Below are 22,472 nucleotides of genomic sequence, written 5' to 3'. Positions count from 1 at the left end.
CTCCCGTCCCGTCCTCGCGTCCGGAGTTCCACGTATGCGCGCGTACGCCGTCTACCTCCTGATCCGCGGGCTCGGCTCCTTCGCCGGCGCCTGCGCGTTCACCCTCAACCTCGTCTACCAGATCCAGACCGTCGGCCTCGGTCCTCTCGAACTCGTTCTCGTGGGCACCGTGCTGGAGGTCACCTGCTTCCTCGCGCAGGTGCCCACCGGGGTGATCGCCGACCTGTACAGCCGCCGGCTCTCGGTGATCGTCGGCTACCTGCTCATCGGGGCGGGCACCCTCCTCGAAGGGCTCGTCCCCGCGTTCCTCGCCATCGTCGTCGGCAACGTCCTGTGGGGCATCGGCTCCACCTGCGTCGACGGCGCCGAGGAGGCGTGGGTGAGCGGTGAGCTCGGCGAGGATCGTGCGCCCGGCGTGTTCACCCGGGGTGCCCAGGTGGGCCAGGTGGCCACCGTCGCGGGCATCGGCGTGGGCGTCCTGCTCGCCGGGATCGGCCTCAACCTCCCGATCGTCGCCGGCGCCACGGTGTGGTTGCTGTTGGGAATCGCGCTGGTGTTCGTGATGCCGGAGCGTTCCTTCGAGCCGGCGGCGCCTGCCGAGCGCGGGTCGTTCGCGGCGATGCGTGGCCAGTTCGTGGCCGGTGCCCGGGTGGTGCGCGGCCGGCCGGTCCTGGTGTGCCTGCTGGTCGCCCAACTCGGCGTGGTCGCGGGGGTGCTGGTGTTCGCGTCGGCCGGTGCGTTCTGGCTGGCCGCGGCGGCGAGCGTGCTGGTGGGCCTGCTGCGGTCGGTCTGCCATCCGCTGGTGGCGAGCTGGCTGGTGGCGAACACCGAGCAGCGGACCCGGGCGACGGTGTTCTCGATGTCGGGTCAGGTCGACGCGGCCGGGCAGATCCTCGGCGGCCCGCCGGTCGGGCTGGTCGGCGAGCGCCTCGGCATCCGCGCCGCGCTGGCACTCACCGGTCTGCTCGTACTTCCCGCGGCCGGGTTGTACGCCCGCGCGGTCGCGCTCGGGCGGTCACGGGGTCGGTCGTCCGGCCGGTCGCCGGGCGGGCCGGCGGGCCGGCCGCGGCGTGTGAGGCGTGAGCGAGCCGACGCGATCCCGTAGGCTCGTTGACCATGGCCCGGACGTCTTCCCCCGTACGCCGGGGACAATCGCGCACGGCGGGCCCCGCACGCCCGGACACGCGCACCCGTTCGGCGTCCGCGGCGCCGGCGCGGACGAACAGGTCCGGCGCGCCCGGAAAGGCGTCCGGGAAGAAGGCCCCGGCCAAGAAGGCTCCGGCGAAGAAGTCCCAGGCCAGGCGCCCGTCGCGGGGAGCGAGTTCGGGTTCGGTGGGCAGCGTCCTCGGCCAGCTGCTCACCGGGATCGTCCGGCTCGTCGCCGGCATCTGGCTCGGCATCGCCCACCTCATCGGTGGGATCGTCCGGCGGATGGGGTCGAGCGCACGTGAGCTCGACCCCGAGCTTCGCCGCGACGGCGTCGGCCTGGCGTTCGTCGGCCTGGCCATCGTGGTCGCGGCCGCGGTCTGGTGGCGGATGCCCAACGACGTCGGCAAGGCCATCCGAGGTGTGGTCTCCGGCACCGTCGGGGTGCTGGACTGGTCGATCCCGATCCTGCTCGCCCTGGTCGCCTGGCGGACGCTGCGCCACCCGGACCGCAACGGTCCCGGTGGGCGGCAGGCGATCGGCTGGGCGGCGATCCTGGGCGGCGTCCTCGGTCTGGTCCACATCAAGGACGGGCTGCCCCGCCCCACCGGCGGCGTCAGGAGTCTGGAGCACGCCGGCGGCGCCATCGGGTTCGTGATGTCGTCGCTGCCCGCAGACCTGCTCACCGTGTACGTCGCCATTCCGCTGCTGATCCTGCTGACGCTGTTCGGGGTGGTAGTGGTGGGCGGCACGCCGCTGCACGCGCTGCCCGAGCGGTTCCACGACCTGTGGGACCGCGCACGCGGCAAAGAGACCGGCGAGGACGCCGAGGGGACCGGCGGCGCGGCCGACGCGAAGGGGGAGCCGCCGACCCAGCCGCTGCGCAGGTCGCGATCCCGGCGGCGGATCGGGGCGGCCAAGAGCGAGGACGCAGGCGAGGACTCCGACTTCGCCGGCGAGGCGCCGTACGACAGTCCGGTGCTCGAGGGCCGCGAGCTCGGCAAGCGCGGCAAGGGCAAGCCCACGGGCGACGCCAAGTCCTCCGATGCCGGCGCCGGCGCTGTGGCGGCCGCCGGTGCCGCCGGTGCGGGCGCAAAAGACGACGGCGACGGCAAGCAGACCGAACCGCCGCCGCACAGTCCGCTGCCGCAGCGGGTCGAGCAGCTCGCCCTGTCCGGCGACGTGACGTACACCCTGCCGGCCAACGACGTGCTCGCCCCCGGGTCCGCCCACAAGGCGCGCACCAAGGCCTCGGACTCGATCGTCGACCGCCTCACCGAGGTGCTGGAACAGTTCGAGATCGACGCCCAGGTGACCGGCTACACGCGCGGGCCGACCGTGACGAGGTACGAGGTCGAGCTCGGCCCCGCGGTCAAGGTGGAGAAGGTCACCGCGCTCAGCAAGAACATCGCCTACGCCGTGGCCAGCACCGACGTGCGGATCCTGTCGCCGATCCCGGGCAAGTCCGCGATCGGGGTGGAGATCCCCAACACCGACAAGGAGATCGTCAGCCTCGGCGACGTGCTCCGGTCCAACGTCGCGCGCGGCGACCACCACCCGATGGTGGCCGGGCTCGGCAAGGACGTCGAGGGCGGCTTCGTCGTCGCCAACCTGGCGAAGATGCCGCACCTGCTCGTCGCGGGCGCCACCGGCTCGGGTAAGTCGGTCTTCATCAACTCGATGATCACCTCGATCCTGATGCGGTCCACCCCCGACGAGGTACGCGCGATCCTGGTCGACCCGAAGCGGGTCGAGCTCAGCGTCTACGAGGGCATCCCGCACCTCATCACCCCGATCATCACCAACCCGAAGAAGGCCGCCGAGGCCCTGCAGTGGGTGGTGTCGGAGATGGACCGGCGCTACGACGACCTGGCAGCCTTCGGGTTCCGGCACCTGGACGACTTCAACAAGGCCGTCCGCACGGGCAAGGTCACCCCGCCACCGGGCAGCGAACGCGTCCTCGCGCCGTACCCCTACCTCCTCGTGATCGTCGACGAGCTGGCCGACCTGATGATGGTCGCCCCGCGCGACGTGGAGGACTCGGTCGTACGCATCACTCAGCTGGCCCGGGCCGCCGGCATCCACCTGGTGCTGGCCACCCAGCGGCCGTCGGTCGACGTGGTGACCGGGCTGATCAAGGCCAACGTGCCGTCCCGACTGGCGTTCGCGACGTCCAGCATGGCCGACAGCCGGGTCATCCTCGACCAGCCCGGCGCGGAGAAGCTGGTCGGGCAGGGCGACGGGCTGTTCCTGCCGATGGGCGCGAGCAAGCCGATACGGATCCAGGGCGCGTGGGTCTCCGAGAGCGAGATCCACAAGGTCGTCGAGCACTGCAAGACCCAACTGCAGCCGACGTACCGCGAGGACGTCACCGCCGCGCCGGGTGCCAAGAAGGAACTCGACGACGACATCGGCGACGACATGGACCTCGTGGTGCAGGCCGCCGAACTGATCGTGTCCACGCAGTTCGGGTCCACGTCGATGCTGCAGCGCAAGCTTCGGGTCGGCTTCGCCAAGGCCGGCCGGCTGATGGACATCCTGGAAAGCCGCGGCGTCGTCGGGCCCAGCGAGGGTTCGAAGGCGCGCGACGTGCTGGTGAAGCCGGAGGACCTCGAGGGCTTCCTGGTGATCCTCCGCGGCGAGGGCGAGCCCGAGTAGGCCACGCCCCGCGGTCGGGCGGCATTCCTCCGCGGATGAATCGCCGGCCCGTCGCTCCCGGGCACGGTCAGGGCGGCGTGCCGATCCCGGCCGACCGACGTGGGGCCCCGGCGTGCACCGCGACGCCCGGGCCCGCGATCATGTCGCCAGGACAACCGACGACGGTTGGTCCACCAGCGAGATCGCGAGGAGTGGTGGCGTGCGCATTGCGGTGACCGGGGCGAACGGCCGGCTGGGCAGGGGAGTGGTGGCCGCCGCGCTCAAGGAGGGCCACGAGGTCGTCGCGCTGGACCGCGTCACCGGGCTGGCCGAGGGCGAGCGTGACGACCGGGCGGCGTTCGGGACGCTGTCGGTGCCCGTCGAGGGCGTCGACGTCACCCACTACGACAACCTGCTCGAGCGCCTGACCGCCGCGCAGGCGGACGCGTTGGTGCACCTCGCCGCGATTCCCGGCCCGGGCGGCACGCCGGACCACCTCGTGCACGCCACGAACGTGCTCGGCAACTACCACGCGCTGCGCGCCGCGGTCGAACTCGGCATCCGCCGCGTCGTGTGTGCCTCCAGCATCAACGCGATCGGCGGCATCTACAGCAAGCACGCGCACTACGACTACCTGCCGGTCGACGAGGCGCACCCGACGTACGCCGAGGACGCCTACAGCCTGTCGAAGTGGCTCGGAGAGCAGCAGGCGGACGCCTTCGTACGCCGCGAACCCGACCTCACGGTCGCGAGCCTCCGCTTCCACGGCATCACCCCGCAGCCGCCGAGCCTGGAACCGCGCGACGAGGAGCGGCTCGCCTTCGAGGCCAAGCACCTGTGGGGCTGGGTGAGCCTGGAGGCGGCGTCCCGGGCATGCCTGCTCGGGCTGACCGCCGACTTCACCGGGCACGAGGTGTTCTTCGTGGTCGCACCGACCACCACCAGCGCACTGGAGTCGGCGGAGTTGCGGCGCCGCTTCTACCCCGACGTGGAGGTCCGGACAGAGCTGTCCGGGCAGCACGGTTTCTACGACTGCGGCAAGGCCGCGAGGGTGCTCGGCTGGTCCCACGACGGGTGACACGCCGGCGCGCGTGGACCAGCCTCCTCTACGGCTCGCAGATCCGCCAGGACATCGGCGTATGACCGGAAGGGTTGGCATGAAGCTCGCAGAGATGGTTCCGTCCGCGCCGGAGGCCGCCCCCTTGGCCCGGCTCGTGGTCCAGGCCGGCGTCGGGTGGGCGGTCGGCGGACTGCCGCAGACTGTCGGTGCGGACCGGCGCGGCACCGACGCACCGTGGGACTACCTCCCGCTGCTGTCGATGAAGAAGCGGTACGAGAACGCCGGCCTGCGGCTGGCCGTCATCGAGGCACGGCCGCCGCTGGCCAGGGCCAAGCGCGGGCTGGACGGTCGCGACGCCGAGATCGACGCCGTGTGCACCCTGCTGGAGAACATGGGCCGGCTCGGCATCCCGGTGTGGTGCTACGAGTGGATGAGCGACTTCAACTGGCTGCGTACCGACACCGCCGTACCCTCCCGCGGGGGTTCGCTGGTGAGCGGATACGACCACGCGCTGATGCAGCAGGCGCCGCCCGTGGAGGCCGGGCCGATCAGCGAGGACGAACTCTGGGAGAACCTCGAGTACTTCCTGCGCCGGGTCGTTCCCGTCGCGGAGAAGGCGGGCGTCAAGCTGGCCATGCATCCCGACGACCCGCCGATCTCACCGGTCCGCGGGGTGGGCCGGATCATGCGCAGCGTGGACAACTTCCAGCGGCTGCTCGACCTCGTGCCGAGTCCGGTGAACGGCATCACGCTGTGCCAGGGCAACTTCCGGCTGATGACCGACGACATCCCGGCCGCGATCCGGAAGTTCGGCGAGCAGGGGAAGATCTTCTTCGTCCACTTCCGCGACGTCCGCGGCACGGTGGAGAACTTCGTGGAGACCTGGCACGACGACGGCCCGACCGACCTGTACGAATGCCTGCGCACCTACCGCGAGGTCGGGTTCGACGGGCCGATGCGGCCCGACCACGTGCCGACGGTCGAGGGCGACAGCAACGTCAACCCCGGCTACTCGCTGTACGGGCGGCTGTTCGCGCTCGGCTACATCCGTGGACTGATGGAGGGTGTGGAACGAGACGGCCGGGCCGGCACCAGGCCGGCTCAGGCGGATCGGGACGGAGCCCTGTCGGTGGGTTGACCCGGCCTGCCGGGCACGACCCGGAACAGGTCGCCGGGCTGGCAGTCGAGTGCGTCGCACAGGGCGGTGAGCGTGGAGAAGCGCACCGCCCTGGCCCGGTTGTTCTTCAGCACGGACAGGTTGACGACGGTGACGCCGACCCGGCGGGCGAGCTGGGTGACGGTCATGCCGCGCCGGGCCAGGAGCTCGTCCAGCCGGCACTCGACCCGATGGCCCACACCGCCCTCACCGGCGGCGTCTGTGTCACGGTCACCGCCGCGGCGCGCCATCACACCAGCCCCTCCACGTCCCGGCTCAGCAGTCGCCCCCGCCGGAACACCTCGGCCAGTACACACATCCCGCCGGCGACGAGCAGCGGGCTGAGGGGGAAGTCGATGGCGGGTGCGCCGACCGTCACGCCGGGGGCCACGGCAGATCCGCGCGGGCGAGCGGCGCGTTGGTGGCCGCGCGCTCCAGCAGCGGGCCACCGATTCCGCAGACCAGGACGAGCGGGGCGAGGATCCGGAACCGCCGCGAGTTTCGCGGGTCGAAGGCGTGATCCTTCTGGACGCTGGCGAGGAACGCCCACCGGACGAGCGCGCCGAGTTCCAGGCACAGCCACGTGAGTCCCGCCCGGCCGTCACCGAGGACCCGGATCCGCCACCACGGCACCGACCACATCTCCTTTCTGGTACGGGTGTCGCGAACACGCTCGGTCATGCTGAAATCCCCCCTCGGTCGAGCATGGCGTGCTGGGTCGTGGCCGGTCGAAGGGTCGTCGAGGCGGCCGATTGCCGGGAACGACCCATCGACAATCGATAAGCTACGCCGGGGACGAGTCCGCCGCCAGGCTGCGCGGCGGCGGATTCACGGGCGCGCGGGGACGCCGGGATCGCCGGTCGAGCTCCCGTACGCGAGGATGGGGCGCGATGACTGCGCCTTCCCATGCCCACCCGACCGCCGAGGCCACCACCACCGTGGCCGTCGTCACCCTCGGCTGTGCCCGCAACGAGGTCGACTCCGAGGAGCTCGCCGGCCGGTTGGCCGAGGGCGGCTTCACCCTCGTCGAGGACGCCGAGTCGGCGGACGCCGTCCTGGTCAACACCTGCGGCTTCATCGAGACCGCGAAGAAGGACTCGGTGGACCAGTTGCTCGGTGCCGCCGACCTGAAGGCCGACGGCGGGCGTACGCAGGCGGTGGTCGCCGTGGGCTGCCTGGCCGAGCGGTACGGCGAGGAGCTGGCCCGCGAGCTCCCCGAGGCGGACGCGGTGCTGAGCTTCGACGACTACCCCGACATCGCCGACCGCGTCCGCACGATCCTGACCGGCGCTCCGCACGTGCCGCACGCCCCGCGCGACCGGCGCAAGCTGCTCCCGATCTCGCCCGCCGCGCGGGGTTCGGCCGCCGCGGACTCGACCGGTGCCGGCGGCGCGGTGGTCCCGGGTCACCGGTTGGTGACACCTGACTCCCGGGCGGCCGCGCCCGACCTGCCCGCCGGCATCGCGCCGGCGTCGGGACCTCGCGTACACCGGCGGCGGCTCGGCGGCGGCCCGGTGGCGCCGCTGAAGCTCGCGTCCGGGTGCGACCGGCGCTGTGCGTTCTGCGCTATTCCGCGCTTCCGGGGCGCGTTCATCTCCCGGCCGCCCGAGGACGTCCTCGCCGAGGCGGGCTGGCTCGCCGGGCACGGCGTCCGAGAGCTCTTCCTGGTCAGCGAGAACTCCACGTCGTACGGCAAGGACCTCGGTGACCTGCGGCTGCTGGAGACGAGCCTGCTGCCCGAGCTGGCCGCCGTCGACGGGATCGAGCGGGTGCGGGTGTCGTACCTCCAGCCGGCCGAGATGCGTCCCGGCCTGGTCGAGGCGATGGCCACCGTCCCGGGCGTCGCGGCGTACTTCGACCTGTCGTTCCAGCACGCGAGCCCCACCGTGCTGCGCCGGATGCGGCGGTTCGGCGACACCGAACGCTTCCTCGGCCTGATCGAGCAGATCCGCGCCGTCGCGCCGGAGGCCGGCATCCGCAGCAACGTCATCGTCGGGTTCCCCGGAGAGAACGAGAGGGACGTCGAGGAGCTGTGCGAGTTCCTGGAGGCGGCCCGGCTGGACGTGGTGGGCGTGTTCGGCTACTCCGACGAGGACGGTACGGAGGCGCTGGGCTACGACGGCAAGCTCGACGAGGACGAGATCGCCGCGCGGGCCGCCCGGGTCGGCGAGCTCGCCGAGGAACTCACCGCGCAGCGGGCCGAGGACCGGATCGGTGAGGTCGTCGACGTCCTGGTCGAGTCCGTCGAGCCGGACGGCTCCACCGGAGCCGACTCCGACCTGCCGGCCGGGTCCGTCGAGGGCCGGGCCGCCCACCAGGGTCCCGAGGTCGACGGCACCACCCGGGTCGTCGGTGCGTCCGGCGCCCGGGCCGGTGACTTCGTCCGTGCCCTGGTGGTGGACACCGAGGGTGTGGACCTCGTGGCCGAGGCCCTGCAAGGTGCGGGTGCAGGTGCGGGTCGTTGAGGTCTCGGGGAGGCGTACGGTGACCGAAGTTCCGAAGGCCTCGCCCAGTGTGTGGAACGGCCCGAACGTCCTGACCGCGCTCCGCGTGGTGATGGTCCCGGTGTTCGGCTGGCTGCTGCTGAGCGAGGGCGGCGCCGACACCACCTACAGGTTCGCCGCACTGGCGGTCTTCCTGCTCGCCGCGCTGACCGACCGGTTCGACGGCGAGCTCGCCCGGCGTTACAACCTCGTCACCGACTTCGGCAAGATCGCCGACCCGCTCGCGGACAAGGCGCTGATGGGCATGGCCCTGGTCGGGCTGTCCGTCCTCGGCGAGCTGCCCTGGTGGGTGACGGCCGTGGTGCTCGTCCGCGAGCTGGGTATCACTCTGCTGCGGTTCCTGGTGATCCGGTCGCAGGTGATCGCGGCCAGCCGGGGCGGCAAGGCCAAGACCGTGTTGCAGACCGTGGCGATCACGCTGTACCTCCTGCCCTACGACGGGCCGGTGCGGATCGTGGCGATGGTGGTCATGGCCGCGGCCGTGGTGGTCACGGTGGTGACCGGGGTCGACTACCTGTGGAAGGTGCTGCGGTCGCGCCGGTCGCGGTCCGCGTGACGTCCGACGTCGAGGGGGTTGTCCGGTGGTGTCCGAAAGCGGTGTCGGTACCAACAGGGCCGGGACGAGTGAAGCGTGGACGAGCGGGACCTGTCCGGCGTCGGCTGAGGACCTGGCCGGCCGGTGCCACGAGCTCCTGCGCCGACAGCACGCGACCGCTGCCACCGCCGAGTCGCTGACCGGCGGACTGCTGGGCGCGGCGTTCACCCACCAGGCGGGTTCCTCGGCCACCTACCGCGGCGGGGTCGTGTCGTACGCCGTGGACCTGAAGACCTCGCTGCTCGGCGTGGACGCGGACCAGTTGGCCGAACACGGACCGGTGCACCCGAGCACCGCCCGGGCGATGGCCGAGGGGGTCCGCGACCGGCTCGGCGCCACGTACGGCCTGTCCACCACCGGGGTCGCCGGGCCCGAGCCGCACGGCGACCAGCCGGTCGGCACGGTCGACGTGGCCTGCGCGGGACCTGCGGGTACGCGGGGCGAACGGCTGCGGCTGCGGGGCGATCGGGAGCAGATCCGCCGGTCCACGGTGACCGCCGCTCTGGAGCTCCTCCTGGACGTACTCCGGGCCACGCCGCACAACAGCTGATCAATCCGTTCCGTGTCCCGGCGTGCGGAGTCGTCACCGGGGTACGAAGGCGGGTACGGTGGGTTCAGCCCACAGCCGGATGTCCGGGTGTCAGACCATTCGACGCCGGGCACCACAACGAGGGGACACCGAGGGGAGCCACCAATGGTCCTGGTTCGTCACCTGCTGGGTGGCGTACTCCGCCGCCAGCGCCTTCGCCGCGGGCTCACTCTCCGCGAGGTGTCCCTCGACGCCCGGGTGAGTCTGGGCTACATCTCCGAGATCGAACGCGGCCAGAAGGAAGCCTCCAGCGAGCTGCTGGCGGCGATCTGTACCGCCCTGGACGTCCCGCTGTCCGACGTGTTGCGTGAGGTCAGCGACGAGATCGACAAGGCGCAGACCCGCAGCGTCCTCACCGCAGCGCCGCGCCAGCAGGTGATCAGGAAGGTCACCTCCAAGCGGATCGCCGCCAACCGGATCGACGGGCCCCGACTGGACACCTCGAGGATCGAGCCGACCGACGCCCACCGTGACGTCGTCGTTGCCGCCTGATGGCGGCCGGTCCGGAGCCCACCGATCCACCGCAGGCCGAGCCACCGCAGGCCGAGCCGCCGCAGGCCGAGCCGCCGCAGGCCGAGCCGCCGCAGGCCGAGCCGCCGTCCGAGGATCCGCATCGCGACGATCCGCCGTACGCCGCGGACGAGCGCGGCATGCTCGACGCCTGGCTCGCCTTCCACCGCGCGACCGTCGCGGTGAAGTGCGCCGGCCTGACCCAGGCCGGTGCCCACAACGCCCCGGTGCCGACCTCACCGTCGATGACCGCGGCCGGCCTGGTGTCCCACCTCCGGTGGGTGGAGAGCTACTGGTTCGAACGCGTGCTCCTCGGCGAGGCTGAGGCGGCGCCGTTCGACCCGGACGACCCCGACGCCGAGTGGCGCCCGCCCTACGACGTGCCGCTCGCCGACCTGCTCGCCGCGTACGACAAGCAGGTCGCGAGGTCGCGGGAGATCGCCGCCGTGTTCTCCCTGGACCACCGTGCCGCTCCGCGCCGTCCCGGCGAGGAGGGCGTCACGCTTCGCTGGATCCTGCATCACCTGATCGAGGAGACGTGCCGGCACAACGGCCACCTCGACATCGTCCGGGAGCTGACCGACGGGGTGACGGGGGAGTAGCGGCGGCAGGCGCGGCTTGGTGGCGCGTCGTCCGGCCCTCAGCCCGGCGCGGAGGTCGCGGGGTCTGGTTGGCAGTGCGGGCACCAGAACGTCACCCGCTCCTGCCCGGGCGGGCCGAGCTCGCCCTGCCGGATCCGGGCCCGGCACCGGCGGCACGGCTCGCCGGCCCGGCCGTACACCCAGTGCCCGCGGCCCCTGCGCAGGTCACCGGTGGTGGCCTGTTCGGGATGCTCGCGGTTGACCCACAGCAGTTGCCGGGCGAGCCGGACCATCCGGTCGAGGTCACCGGCCGCCGACACCGGGGCCGTCGGCGACACCCCGCGCAGGAACAGCACCTCGGCGCGGTAGAGGTTGCCGATCCCGGCGAGGTTGCGCTGGTCCAGCAGCGCCTCGCCGATCGTGCGGTCGGGCTGGCCGGCCAGCCGGCGGACCGCCTCGGCCTGGTCCCAGTCCGGGCCGAGCAGGTCCGGGCCGAGGTGGCCGACCAGCGTGTCCTCCCGGTCGGTGGGTACCAGGTCCACCCGGGCCAGGCTCCGGCCGACCGCGACCGCACGGGCGTTGGCCAGCACCACGCGGACGGGTTCGCGTGGGCCCGGGAACGCCGTACCGGCCGGGAACAGCCGCCAGGAACCGTCCATGCCCAGGTGGGTGTGCAGGGTCAGGTCCGGTTCGATCCTGATCAGCAGGTGCTTGCCGCGCGAGACGACCTCGGTCACCGTCCGGCCGGTGAGGTCGGCGGTGGCGTGCTGGGGAACGCGCAGGTCGGCGTGCGTCAGCGGCTGCCCGGCCAGAGCCACCCCCAGCCGCCGGGCTGTCAACCAGACGGTGTCGCCCTCAGGCACCGCGCACCGCCGCAGGGGTGCCCAGCCAGTCCCACCAGCCCGAGTCGAGGACCGTCCGGGCGAGCAGTTCGTAGCCCACCGCACGAGGGTGGGCACCGTCGCCGGCGGCCAGCTCGGCCCGCCATCCGGTGTCCTCGGCGAACGCCTGCGTGAGGGGTACGAACGGCACGCCGCGCCGGGCGGTGAGCTCCCCCATCAGCACGGTCAGTGCCAGCAGCCGCTCGTTCCGGGTGTCGTCGGTCAGCGCGGGCGGGCCGACCACGAACGTGAGCAGACCCCGCCGCCGGGTCCACTCGAGCAGGTCGGCCAGCACGGCCAGAGTGCCGGCGCTCGGCACCCGCTCGGACCCGTCGCCGCGTTCGTCAGGCGCGGTGTCGTTGGTCCCGAAGGACAAGACGACCCGGTTGTCACAGCCCGCGGCCAGGCGCGACCCGATCTCGCCGGCGAACCGTGCCTGGACGTCGCGTGAGGTGTCCCGGCGGATTCCCAGGTTGTAGAACGTGAGGTCCCGGCCCCTGCGCAACGTCTCCCGGGCGACCCGCCCCACCCAGCCGAGCCCCTCGGGGTCGCCCACCCCGGCGGTGTAGGAGTCGCCGACGAAACTGATCCGCAGGTCGGTCATGGCGGCATTCTTCCCGACCGCGCTCCGGGCGGGTCGAGGCCCCAGGGCGTGTTCCACGCCCTCGTCCGGCGCGCCCGGCGGGGTGGGCCATGCTGGCGGGCATGGAATTCGCAGACGTCGTACGCCGCCGCCGGATGGTGCGCAACTTCGACCCCCGCCCCGTGGACCCGGCCGTGGTCGAACGCATCCTGGACAACGCGCTGCACGCCCCGTCCGCCGGCTTCAGCCAGGGCTGGGGGTTCCTGGTGCTGGACCAGCCGGCCGCCGTCGAGCGCTTCTGGGCCGCCACCACGCCGGAGGGGGCCGGCACCGACTCCTGGTCGCAGGGCCTGCGCCGGGCGCCGGTGCTGGTGGTGCCGCTGTCGTGCAAGCGTGCCTATCTCGAGCGCTACGCCGAGCCCGACAAGGGCTGGACCGACCAGGACGAGTCACGGTGGCCCGTGCCGTACTGGCACATCGACACCGGCATGGCCGCGCTGCTGATGCTCCTCACCGTCACCGACGAGGGCCTCGGCGCCTGCTTCTTCGGCATCCCGCCCGAACGCATCCCGGCGTTCCGTACGGAGTTCGGCGTACCGGAGGACCACCAACCGATCGGCGTGGTCGCCCTCGGGCACCGCGCGCCGGACCGGCGTTCGCCGTCGCTGCGGCGCGGCCGGCGCGGTGCGGAGCAGGTGGTGCACCGCGGCCGGTGGTGACCGCGGCGCAACCCCGCCTTGCCTCGCGACAACCCCGGATTGACAGCCGGAGGGTGCCGGGGAGAACGTGCCGGCGGATCAGTCCTCGTCGTCCACCCAGTCGAACGTCCGGGTGACTGCCTTCTTCCAGCGCGCGTAGTCACGCTCGCGCATCTTGACGTCCATCTTCGGCGTCCAGCGCTTGTCCTCCTGCCAGTTGCGGCGCAGGTCGTCCTCGCCGGACCAGTAGCCGACGGCCAGACCCGCCGCGTACGCCGCGCCGAGCGCGGTGGTCTCGGCGACCTGCGGGCGGACCACCGGTACGTCGAGGATGTCGGACTGGAACTGCATCAGAAGTTCGTTGACCACCATGCCGCCGTCGACCTTGAGCTCGGTCAGGGCGACGCCGGAGTCGGCGTTCATCGCGTCGACGACCTCGCGGGTCTGGTACGCCGTGGCCTCCAGGACGGCGCGGGCGATGTGGCCCTTGTTGACGTAGCGGGTCAGGCCGACCAGGGCGCCCCGGGCGTCGGAACGCCAGTACGGCGCGAACAGCCCCGAGAACGCCGGGACGAAGTACGCGCCGCCGTTGTCGTCCACCGAACGCGCCAGCGTCTCGATCTCCTCCGCCCGGCTGATCAGGCCGAGGTTGTCCCGGATCCACTGCACCAGCGACCCGGTGACCGCGATCGACCCCTCCAGTGCGTAGACGGGTGCGTTGTCGCCGATCTGGTAGCAGGCGGTGGTGATCAGGCCGTTCTGGCTCATCACGCGTTCGGTGCCGGTGTTCAGCAGCAGGAAGTTGCCGGTGCCGTAGGTGTTCTTCGCCGTACCCACCTCGAAGCAGGCCTGGCCGAACGTCGCCGCCTGCTGGTCGCCGAGGATGCCGGCGATCGGCACACCGGGCAGCGACCCGCCGCGCCGGCCCTCGGCGTACACCTGCGACGACGGCCGGATCTCCGGCAGCATCGACATCGGGATGCCCATCTCCTCGGCGATGTTCTCGTCCCAGCGCAGGGTGGCGATGTCCATCAGCATCGTCCGGGACGCGTTCGTCACGTCGGTGATGTGCAGGCCGCCGTCGGTGCCACCGGTCATGTTCCACAGCAACCAGCTGTCCATCGTGCCGAACATCAGCTCGCCGCGTTCGGCGCGTTCGCGGACACCCTCCACGTTGTCCAGGATCCAGCGCACCTTGGGACCGGAGAAGTACGTCGCGAGCGGGAGGCCGGTGCGATCGCGGTAGCGCTCGGCGCCGCCGCCGAGCGCCCCGAGCTGCTCACAGATCCGGTCGGTACGGGTGTCCTGCCACACGATCGCGTTGTAGACCGGCTTGCCCGTCGCGCGATCCCACACCAGGGCCGTCTCCCGCTGGTTGGTGATGCCGACCGCGGCCACGTTGGTGGCGGTGAGGTCGGCGCCTGCCAGCGCGCCGGCCGCGGCCTGCCGGGTGTTGCGCCAGATCTCCTCGGCGTTGTGTTCGACCCAACCCGCGCGCGGGAAGATCTGTTCGTGCTCCAGTTGGTGCACGCTCACGACCTGGCCCGCATGGTCGAAGATCATGCACCGGGTGCTGGTCGTTCCCTGGTCGATCGCTGCGACGTAGTCGGTCATGTGAGCTCCCACTGGGTTGGAAGGGTGCGGGGGTAGCGTACGTAGAACCGGCGTAGGTGGGCCGGGGCCTGGTGGGGAGGTGGCATGTCAGGACGCGGCCCGGGCGAGCAGCCCCGCGACGAGGCCTCCGACCAGCGGCGCCACCACCGGCACCCAGGCGTACGGCCAGTCGCTCTCGCCCTTGCCTTTGATAGGAAGAACCGCATGGGCGAAGCGTGGACCGAGGTCGCGGGCGGGGTTGATCGCGAAGCCGGTCGGGCCGCCCAGGCAGACGCCGATCCCCACGACCACCAGCGCCACGGCCAGCGGGCCGAGCCCCGACGGCGTTCGCCCGAACACCAGAACGACGTAGACCAGGACGAAGGTCGCGATCGCCTCGGTCACGACGTTCCATGCGTAGGCACGATAACGAGGCGCGGTGGCGAAGACCGCCAGCTTGTCGGCTCCGACCTCGCTGTGTTCGAAGTGCAGCCGGTACGCCAGAAAGCACAGCACCGCACCGACGAACGCGCCGAGGAACTCCCCGACCAGGTACGCGAGGGTGTTCAGGGGCGTCACCGGGATGCCCGGCGCGAAGCTCGGCGCACCGTCGACGAGGATGCCGAACGTCACTGCGGGGTTCAGATGCGCGCCGCTGGCGAACGCGACGTACACGCCGACGAAGATGCCGAGGCCCCAGCCGAGGCTGACCAGCAACCAGCCGCCCTGATGACCGAAGGTGTTCCTCAGCCGCACGTTCGCCGCCACCGAACAACCCAGCAGGGTCAGCATCATCGTCCCCAGCGTCTCCGAGACGACGATCGTCCACATCGATGGACCCCTCCGGGCGGTGGCGCGCGACAAGCTGCGGTGACCGAGCGGTGCTCGAGGACCACGAGCCGACCGACCGTCCCGGCCCGATCCTGCCCGCCGTCGCACTGGTTGTCGCGAAACTCCCCGACTTCTGCGATCCTGCGTGATTCCCGGATATCGGGGCCGGCAGGTGTCCGTTTGAGTCCGCTGTCCACGTATCGCCTGAGGAGTTGGTTGTGAGTAGTTCCGGGAAGTTGGGCCCGCAGCAACGCGCCGAGGCCTGGGACCGGTTCGGTGCCGAGCAGTTCGACGTACTCGTGGTGGGTGGCGGCGTGACCGGTGCCGGCTCCGCGCTGGACGCGGTGACCCGCGGGCTGAACACCGCGCTGGTCGAGGCGCGCGACTTCGCCAGCGGCACGTCCAGCCGGTCCAGCAAGCTCTTCCACGGCGGCCTGCGCTACCTCGAGCAGCTGAACTTCGGACTGGTCGCCGAGGCGCTGCGCGAACGCGAACTCATGCTCACCCGGATCGCGCCGCACCTCGTCAAGCCGGTGCGGTTCCTCTACCCGCTGCAGCACCGGCTGTGGGAACGCCCGTACGTCGGCGCCGGCCTGATCCTCTACGACACCATGGGCCGCGGCCGGTCGGTGCCCGCACACCGGCACCTCAGCCGGACCGGCGCACTCAAGCTGAGCCCCGGACTCCGCCAGGACGCGCTGGTCGGCGCGGTGAGTTACTACGACGCGCAGGCCGACGACGCCCGCCACACCCTGACGGTGGTGCGCACCGCCGCCCGCTACGGCGCCGCGGTCCGCAACTCCAGCGAGGTGACCGGTTTCCTGCACGAGGGCGGCCGGGTGGTCGGCGCGGAAGTACGAGACGTCGACTCCGGCGCGACGACCACGATCCGGGCGAAGGCCGTCATCAACGCGACCGGGGTGTGGACCGACGACCTGCAGCGCCTCACCGGCGGGCGGGGACGGTTCCGCGTGCGGGCCTCGAAGGGCGTGCACGTCCTGGTGCCACGTGACCGGATCGCCTCCGAGGTCGGGCTGATCCTTCGCACCGAACGCTCGGTGCTGTTCGTCATCCCGTGGGGCAACCACTGGATCATCGGCACCACCGACACCGACTGGAACCTCGACCGCGCCCACCCTGCCGCCAGCCGGGCCGACATCGACTACATCCTCGCCCACGTCAACGAGGTCCTGTCGGTGCCGCTCACGCACAACGACATCGAGGGTGTGTACGCCGGGCTGCGGCCGCTGCTGGCCGGGGAGTCCGAGCAGACCAGCCAGCTGTCCCGGGAGCACGCGGTGGCCCGGCCGCTGCCCGGCCTGGTGTCGATCGCCGGCGGGAAGTACACCACGTACCGCGTGATGGCCAAGGACGCGATCGACGCGGCCCGGCCCGACCTCGGGAACTCGTTGCCGCCGTCGGTGACCGAGCACGTCCCGCTGGTCGGGGCGGAGGGCTACCACGCGCTGATCAACCAGGTGGACCGGCTGGCCGAGGACCGCGGGCTTCCGGTGTGGCGGATGCAGCGGCTGCTGGACCGGTACGGCTCGATGGTGGACGAGCTGATGGCGCTGGCCCAGGACGACCCGACGTTGCTGGAGCCGCTGCCCGGCGCGGGGGAGTACCTCCGGGTGGAGGCGAGGTACGCCGCCACCCACGAGGCGGCGGTGCACCTGGACGACGTACTCGCCCGGCGCACCCGGATCTCCATCGAGACGCCGCACCGGGGCACGGAGTCCGCCCAGCCCGCGGCCGAACTCGTCGCGGACGTGCTCGGCTGGGACGAGGCGCGCACCCGTAACGAGGTCGAGGTCTACCAGGCCCGGGTGGCCGCCGAACGCGAGTCGCAGACCAAGCCGGACGACCTGGGCGCCGACGCCGAGCGGCTGCTCGCGCCGGACACCCGCAAGCTCGCGGTGGGCCGCGCCCTGGGCTGACCGGACGGGCGGCCGGCTGACCGGCCTAGCGGCCGGCCGCGGGCGCGGGTGCGCGGTCAGCCGCGCATCCGCAGCCCCCGCGGCGTGACGTGGAACCCGGCCGCGGCCAGCGCGGTGGCCAGTGGCGTGGTGCCGTCGGGGTGGTTGGCCGGCCGCAGGATCGCCTCACCGTCGACGCGTTCGACGGTCAGCTTGCCGAGCACCCCGTCGCGGACGGCGAGCGCGAGCGCATCGACCGCGGGTTGCAGCACCTGGAGGTCCTCCGACCAGGTGAGGAACGTGCGGCCGCCGCGTTCGACGTACAGCACCAGCTCACCGTCGACGAGGACGACGAGCGCTCCTGCCTTGCGGCCGGGCCGGTGCCCGTGCTGGTCGTCCGGTGCGCGGTCGGGCTTGGGCGGCCAGGCCAGCGCGGCGCCGTAGGGATTGGCCGGGTCGGTGGCGGCGAGCACCAGCGTCCTGCCGGACGCGTCCGCGGACGGGCGGCCGGCTCCCTGCCGGCCCTGCCCGCTGTGCCCACCCGGTCCGGCCTGCCCGCGCTGCTCGGGCGCGGTGTCGGCGTTCGGGGCACCCATGCCACGCAACCGGTCGACGGCGCCGGGCGCACCGAACTGCGCGGCGCCCAGACCGGCGACGAAGTAGCCCCGCCGGCAGCGGCCGGACTCCTCGAACGCCGACAGGACCTGGTAGACCGCGGCGAACCCGCCCGGGATGCGCTCGGCGACCACGGCGCCGCGGGTCACCACGCCGTGCCGGTCGAGCAGCGCCTCCGCCGCGGCGTGTGCGCGCCGGGTGGCGTCGGGATCGCGTTCGGGCAGCAGTGACCAACGTCCGGCGGCATTCGGCGGGCCGGTCCGCGACGGCATCGCCGGGCGGCCGCGGCCGCGCAGCCCCGACCTTCCGGCGGCGAACCGCGCCCGGGGCGTGCTGCGCCGGCTCCGGTGCGCCGAGGACCCGCTGCCCACCAGCGTCCGCAGCGGGGCCAGCGTGTCGCCGGTGATGTGGCCCGCCCACACCAGGTCCCACAGTGCGGTCACCAGCGCCTGGTCGTCCAGCACCGGACTCTCGCCGATCCTGGCCTGGACCGCCCCGGCCAGCGGCCGGAAGAAGAACCCTCCGCCGGACTCGAGCACGTCCAGGATCGCGGTGTGCACCGGACTCGGCTCGAACTCCGGGTCGGGGTCGGGCAACGTCAGGTCGGCGGTGTCGGCGAGATGAAGAGACACCCAGCCGTCGGTGCCCGGCAGGGTGCCGTGGCCGGACCAGACGACCTCGCCGGAGGCGGTCAGTTCGTCCAGCATCGTGGGGGAGTAGTCGGGCACCCTGGTGGCCAGCACCAGGCGTTCGAGCGCGGAAGCCGGGACGGCGCACCCGGCCAGTTGCTCCACCACCGACAGCACGCCGTCGGTGCCGCGCTGCCGGCCGCCGACCTGCTGCCAGGCGGGAAGGAACCGGGCGAGTACGGCGGGCTCGACCGGCTCGACCTCGCTGCGCAGGACGGCGAGCGAGCGGCGGCGGAGGGTACGCAGCACCCCGGCGTCGCACCACTCCGTGCCGTGGCCGGTGTTCGCCGACCGGGCGGCCGGGATGACCGGCCCGTCCGCGCTCTCCTCGCCTGCCGTGCCGCTCGCCCCTTGCGCTCCCGCGCCGGCCGCCGACGCCTCACCCGCGGGCCGGAAGGCCCCCTCGACCACGCGTCCCTCGCCGGCCAGCCGGCGCAGGGTGTCGGCGACCACGACGACCCCCAGCCCGAACCGGGCGGCCACCTCACCGGCGTGGAACGGCCCGTGGGTGCGGGCGTACCTGGCCACCAGGTCACCCATCGGATCGGCGACCGGCTCGGTGAACGCCTCCGGCACGCCGACGGGGAGCGGGATGCCGAGCGCGTCCCGCAGCCGCGCGGCATCCTCCACCGCGGCCCAGCGTTCCTCACCGGCGAGCCCCGGCCCGCGGAAGGCGATCACCCGGCGGGCCTGGGCCAGCTCGGCGAGCCAGCCGGCCGCCTGGGTGGGTTCGGTGCAGCGTTGCCCGACCTCCGCCGCGGACAGCGGGCCGAGCAGCCGCAGCAGGTCGGCGACTCCCTCGGTGTCGCGGCACCGGCGGTCGGGTGTCAGTCGCTGCAACTCGGCCTCGGTCCGCTCGATCACCTCCGCGTCGAGCAGATCGCGCAGCTCGGTGGTGCCGAGCAGCTCAGCGAGCAGCGACTTGTCCAGGGCCAGCGCCGCGGCCTTGCGTTCGGCCAGCGGGGCGTCCCCTTCGTACATGAACGCCGCGATGTAGCCGAAGGTCAGCGACTTCGCGAACGGCGACGGCTCCTGGGTCTCCACCTCGACCACCCGGATCCGGCGGGCGGCCACCCCGCGCAGCAGTTCGACCAGCCCGGGCAGGTCGTAGACGTCCTGCAGGCACTCGCGAACCGTCTCCAGGACGATCGGGAACGAGGCGTACTTCCCGGCGACCGCCAGCAGCTGCGCGGAGCGCTGCCGCTGCTGCCACAGCGGTGTGCGGCGGCGCGGGTCGCGGCGGGGGAGCAGCAGGGCGCGGGCGGCGCACTCGCGGAACCGGGACGCGAACAGCGCCGACCCGCCGAGCTCGTCGGTGACGATCCGCTCGATCTCGTCGGGCTCGAACAGCACCACCTCCGCACCAGGCGGGTCCTCGTCGGTGTCGGGGATGCGCAGGACGATGCCGTCGTCGGCGTGCGCGGCCTGGACGTCGACGCCGTAGCGCTCGCGCAGCCGGGCACCGATGGCCAGTGCCCAGGGCGCGTGCAGTCCGCCACCGAACGGCGTGTGGACGCAGACCCGCCAGTCGCCGAGCTCGTCCCGGAAACGCTCGACCACGATCGTCCGGTCGTCGGGCACGTGCCGGGTCGCCTGCTTCTGCTCCTCGAGGTAGGACACGAGGTTGTCGGCAGCCCACTCGTCCAGCCCCGCCGCGCGCACCTGGGCCCGTGCGTCGTCCGGTGCCTGGCGGCCGAGCTTGCGGACGAACGCGCCGATCGCCTGGCCCAGCTCGGCCGGCCGGCCCAGTGCGTCGCCCTTCCAGAACGGCAGCCGCCCGGGCTGTCCGGGCGCCGGCGAGACCAGCACCCGGTCGTGGGTGATGTCCTCGATCCGCCAGGACGAGGCGCCCAGGGTGAAGACGTCGCCGGTGCGCGACTCGTACACCATCTCCTCGTCCAGCTCACCTACCCGGCTGGACTTCTCACCGACCAGGAACACGCCGAACATGCCCCGGTCGGGGATGGTGCCGCCACTGGTCACCGCGAGCCGCTGGGCACCGGGCCGGGCGGTGAGCGTGCCAGCCACTCGGTCCCACACCAGCCGGGGCCGCAGCTCGGCGAACTCGTCGGACGGATAGCGGCCGGCCAGCATGTCCAGCACCGCGTCGAACGCCGACCGGGGCAGGGTGTGGAACGGCGCGGCCCTGCGGACGAGGTCGTACAGCTCGTCCACCGGCCAGGCGTCCACGCACACGGCGGAGACGACCTGCTGGGCGAGCACGTCGAGCGGGTTGGCCGGCACCTTCGTGGCCTCGATCAGGCCGGTGCGCATCCGCTCGGTCACCACCGCGGTGGCGATGAGGTCGCCGCGGTACTTCGGGAAGATCACGCCCCTCGACACCGCGCCGACCTGGTGGCCGGCGCGCCCGACCCGCTGCAGGCCGCTGGCCACCGAGGGCGGCGCCTCCACCTGCACCACCAGGTCGACCGCGCCCATGTCGATGCCCAGTTCCAGGCTGCTGGTGGCGACCACACAGGGCAGCCGACCGGACTTCAGGTCGTCCTCGATCAGGGCTCGCTGCTCCTTGCTCACCGAGCCGTGGTGAGCGCGAGCCAGAACGGGAGGGGCACCTCCGCTCGCACCCGCCTGACCCATCAGCTCCGCGGGGCGCCCGACCACCCGCGGCGGCACCAGGTCGCCGGGGAAGAGGTCGGACAGCTCGCCGGAAACGTCTCCGGCCTCCTTCCGGGTGCCCTCCTCGGCGCGCTCCTCGGCGATCTCGTTCAGCCGGGCGGTGAGCCGCTCGGCCAGCCGCCGGGAGTTGGCGAACACCAGCGTGGACCGCTGGGCTTCCACCAGGTCGGTGACCCGCTCCTCCACGTGCGGCCAGATGGAGACGCGGCGTTCGGCGCCGGCTGCCGCGCCCAGCTGCTCCTCCGGCGGGAGCGGCCGGCCGAGCTCGCTCATGTCCTCCACCGGGACGACCACCCGCAGGTCGAACTCCTTGGCGTACGGAGGATTGACCACCGTCACCGGGTCGGCGCCGCCCAGGAACCGCGCCACCTCCTCGACCGGGCGTACGGTCGCGGACAGCCCGATCCGCTGGGCCCGGCGACGGGACGATGACGGCGCGGTCGCGGTCGCGGCGCCGGCCGCCGTCGCGTCCTCGCCGGTGTTCTCCTCGGAGTCCGTCCCGGGCTCGGTGAGGAGCGCGTCCAGACGCTCCAGCGACAGCGCCAGATGTGCACCGCGCTTTGTGCCCGCCACAGCGTGCACCTCGTCCACGATCACCGTCTCAACACCGCGCAGCGACTCCCGGGCCTGGGAGGTGAGCAGCAGGAACAGCGACTCCGGGGTGGTGATCAGCACGTCGGCAGGAGTGCGGGCGAACCGCCGGCGCTCCTCGGCCGGGGTGTCACCGGACCGGACGGCCACCTCGATCCGCGGCTCGGGCACCCCGAGACGGGCGGCGGTGTGCCGCAGACCGGCCAGCGGGGCGCGGAGATTGCGCTCGATGTCGACCGCGAGCGCCTTCAGCGGCGAGACGTAGAGGACCCGGCACCGGCGGGTGCGCTCGGCCGGGACCGGCTCGCGGGCCAGCTGGTCCAGCGCCCAGAGGAAGGCCGCGAGGGTCTTGCCCGAGCCGGTCGGTGCGACGACCAGGCTGTGGTGGCCACGGCTGATGGCGTCCCAGGCGCCCTCCTGGGCCGCCGTGGGCGCGGCGAAGGAGGACCGGAACCACTCCTGGGTGGCCGGGGAGAAGCGGTCGAGAACGTCGGACACCGCTCCATCGTGCCCCCGCCCACCGACAACCCCGCCCGCGGGCGCCATCCGCCCGGGTCAGCGGCGTTCGTCCCGGTTGGGGAAGTAGGCCGGGAACCGGACCGTCAGCTGCAGGTCGGGCCGGGTCGGGCCAGGTCGGGTCAGATTGGTCAGATCAGGTCA

General features: G+C 72.7%; 18 protein-coding genes and 1 pseudogene. 11 read left to right on the top strand and 8 right to left on the bottom strand.

Features of this window, described 5'->3' with window-relative positions:
- The first annotated feature begins 34 nt into the window (after positions 1–34).
- The 4 genes from BLU27_RS25210 to BLU27_RS25195 all read left to right on the top strand — a co-directional run bounded on the left by BLU27_RS25210 (position 35) and on the right by BLU27_RS25195 (position 5,981).
- Positions 35–1,105, top strand: coding sequence for an MFS transporter (locus tag BLU27_RS25210; RefSeq protein ID WP_092656094.1), 1,071 nt, complete (start codon positions 35–37; stop codon positions 1,103–1,105).
- 11 nt (positions 1,106–1,116) lie between these two features.
- Positions 1,117–3,804, top strand: coding sequence for an FtsK/SpoIIIE family DNA translocase (locus tag BLU27_RS25205; protein WP_172805032.1), 2,688 nt, complete (start codon positions 1,117–1,119; stop codon positions 3,802–3,804).
- Positions 3,805–4,003: 199 nt separating this feature from the next.
- Positions 4,004–4,861 carry an NAD-dependent epimerase/dehydratase family protein gene (locus tag BLU27_RS25200; protein WP_172805031.1) on the top strand — a complete coding sequence of 286 codons (858 nt, stop codon included), beginning with the start codon at positions 4,004–4,006 and terminating at the stop codon, positions 4,859–4,861.
- 79 nt (positions 4,862–4,940) lie between these two features.
- On the top strand, positions 4,941–5,981 hold the full coding sequence (locus BLU27_RS25195; RefSeq protein ID WP_092656093.1) for a mannonate dehydratase: 1,041 nt from the start codon (positions 4,941–4,943) through the stop codon (positions 5,979–5,981).
- Here BLU27_RS25195 and BLU27_RS25190 read toward each other — a convergent pair.
- The 3 genes from BLU27_RS25190 to BLU27_RS25185 are packed head-to-tail and all read right to left on the bottom strand — an operon-like array spanning position 5,945 to position 6,680.
- Positions 5,945–6,250, bottom strand: a complete 306-nt coding sequence (locus BLU27_RS25190; protein WP_092656092.1) for a helix-turn-helix domain-containing protein — start codon at positions 6,248–6,250, stop codon at positions 5,945–5,947. The genes BLU27_RS25195 and BLU27_RS25190 overlap by 37 nt on opposite strands.
- The gene (locus tag BLU27_RS29345) at positions 6,250–6,390 is read right to left on the bottom strand and encodes a hypothetical protein (RefSeq protein ID WP_157728797.1); all 141 of its coding nucleotides are present in this window, start codon (positions 6,388–6,390) and stop codon (positions 6,250–6,252) included. The genes BLU27_RS25190 and BLU27_RS29345 overlap by 1 nt, the downstream gene beginning before the upstream one ends.
- Positions 6,375–6,680: a hypothetical protein gene (locus BLU27_RS25185; protein WP_092656091.1), complete on the bottom strand. Its 306-nt coding sequence runs from the start codon at positions 6,678–6,680 to the stop codon at positions 6,375–6,377. Before BLU27_RS25185 ends, BLU27_RS29345 begins: the two co-directional genes overlap by 16 nt.
- Positions 6,681–6,889: 209 nt before the next feature.
- On the opposite strand from BLU27_RS25185, the gene rimO reads away from it, so the two are divergent.
- The 5 genes and pseudogenes from rimO (at position 6,890) to BLU27_RS25160 (ending at position 10,799) form a co-directional block, all read left to right on the top strand.
- The gene (gene rimO / locus BLU27_RS25180; protein WP_092656090.1) at positions 6,890–8,464 is read left to right on the top strand and encodes a 30S ribosomal protein S12 methylthiotransferase RimO; all 1,575 of its coding nucleotides are present in this window, start codon (positions 6,890–6,892) and stop codon (positions 8,462–8,464) included.
- A gap of 19 nt (positions 8,465–8,483) precedes the next feature.
- A complete protein-coding gene (pgsA, locus tag BLU27_RS25175; protein ID WP_092658253.1) occupies positions 8,484–9,059 on the top strand; it encodes a CDP-diacylglycerol--glycerol-3-phosphate 3-phosphatidyltransferase in 576 nt (191 codons plus the stop codon).
- A 28-nt stretch (positions 9,060–9,087) separates the two neighbouring features.
- On the top strand, positions 9,088–9,648 hold the full coding sequence (locus BLU27_RS25170) for a CinA family protein (protein WP_241827626.1): 561 nt from the start codon (positions 9,088–9,090) through the stop codon (positions 9,646–9,648).
- A 144-nt stretch (positions 9,649–9,792) separates the two neighbouring features.
- Positions 9,793–10,026 (top strand): annotated as a pseudogene (locus BLU27_RS31405) (helix-turn-helix domain-containing protein); the annotation flags it as partial.
- Between the two features lie 152 nt (positions 10,027–10,178).
- Positions 10,179–10,799 (top strand): DinB family protein, encoded by a 621-nt coding sequence (locus tag BLU27_RS25160; protein ID WP_092656088.1) that lies wholly within the window; start codon positions 10,179–10,181, stop codon positions 10,797–10,799.
- A gap of 38 nt (positions 10,800–10,837) precedes the next feature.
- Here the strand turns inward: BLU27_RS25160 and BLU27_RS25155 are convergent, their stop codons facing one another.
- Complete coding sequence (locus BLU27_RS25155) at positions 10,838–11,641, bottom strand: DNA-formamidopyrimidine glycosylase family protein (protein WP_092656087.1); 804 nt, start codon at positions 11,639–11,641, stop codon at positions 10,838–10,840.
- The gene (locus BLU27_RS25150) at positions 11,634–12,263 is read right to left on the bottom strand and encodes a GDSL-type esterase/lipase family protein (RefSeq protein ID WP_092656086.1); all 630 of its coding nucleotides are present in this window, start codon (positions 12,261–12,263) and stop codon (positions 11,634–11,636) included. Before BLU27_RS25150 ends, BLU27_RS25155 begins: the two co-directional genes overlap by 8 nt.
- 101 nt (positions 12,264–12,364) lie before the next feature.
- Here BLU27_RS25150 and BLU27_RS25145 point away from each other — a divergent pair, with 101 nt between their 5' ends.
- The gene (locus BLU27_RS25145; RefSeq protein ID WP_092658249.1) at positions 12,365–12,961 is read left to right on the top strand and encodes a nitroreductase family protein; all 597 of its coding nucleotides are present in this window, start codon (positions 12,365–12,367) and stop codon (positions 12,959–12,961) included.
- Positions 12,962–13,039: 78 nt separating this feature from the next.
- On the opposite strand, the gene glpK is transcribed toward BLU27_RS25145, so the two are convergent.
- Both glpK and BLU27_RS25135 read right to left on the bottom strand, forming a co-directional pair.
- Entirely contained in the window at positions 13,040–14,554 is a 1,515-nt protein-coding gene (gene glpK / locus BLU27_RS25140) for a glycerol kinase GlpK (RefSeq protein WP_092656085.1), read from the bottom strand.
- An 87-nt stretch (positions 14,555–14,641) separates the two neighbouring features.
- A complete protein-coding gene (locus BLU27_RS25135) occupies positions 14,642–15,364 on the bottom strand; it encodes an MIP/aquaporin family protein (protein ID WP_092656084.1) in 723 nt (240 codons plus the stop codon).
- A 218-nt stretch (positions 15,365–15,582) separates the two neighbouring features.
- Between BLU27_RS25135 and BLU27_RS25130 the strand changes: the two genes are divergently transcribed.
- Entirely contained in the window at positions 15,583–17,301 is a 1,719-nt protein-coding gene (locus tag BLU27_RS25130) for a glycerol-3-phosphate dehydrogenase/oxidase (RefSeq protein ID WP_092656083.1), read from the top strand.
- A gap of 56 nt (positions 17,302–17,357) precedes the next feature.
- Here BLU27_RS25130 and BLU27_RS25125 read toward each other — a convergent pair whose 3' ends face one another.
- On the bottom strand, positions 17,358–22,358 hold the full coding sequence (locus BLU27_RS25125) for an Lhr family helicase (protein WP_092656082.1): 5,001 nt from the start codon (positions 22,356–22,358) through the stop codon (positions 17,358–17,360).
- Positions 22,359–22,472: the final 114 nt, after the last annotated feature.

This window comes from Actinopolymorpha singaporensis (assembly GCF_900104745.1).
GTDB lineage: Bacteria > Actinomycetota > Actinomycetes > Propionibacteriales > Actinopolymorphaceae > Actinopolymorpha > Actinopolymorpha singaporensis.
Note: the sequence above shows the minus strand (reverse complement) of the source record. Positions and strands in the feature narration are given on the sequence as shown.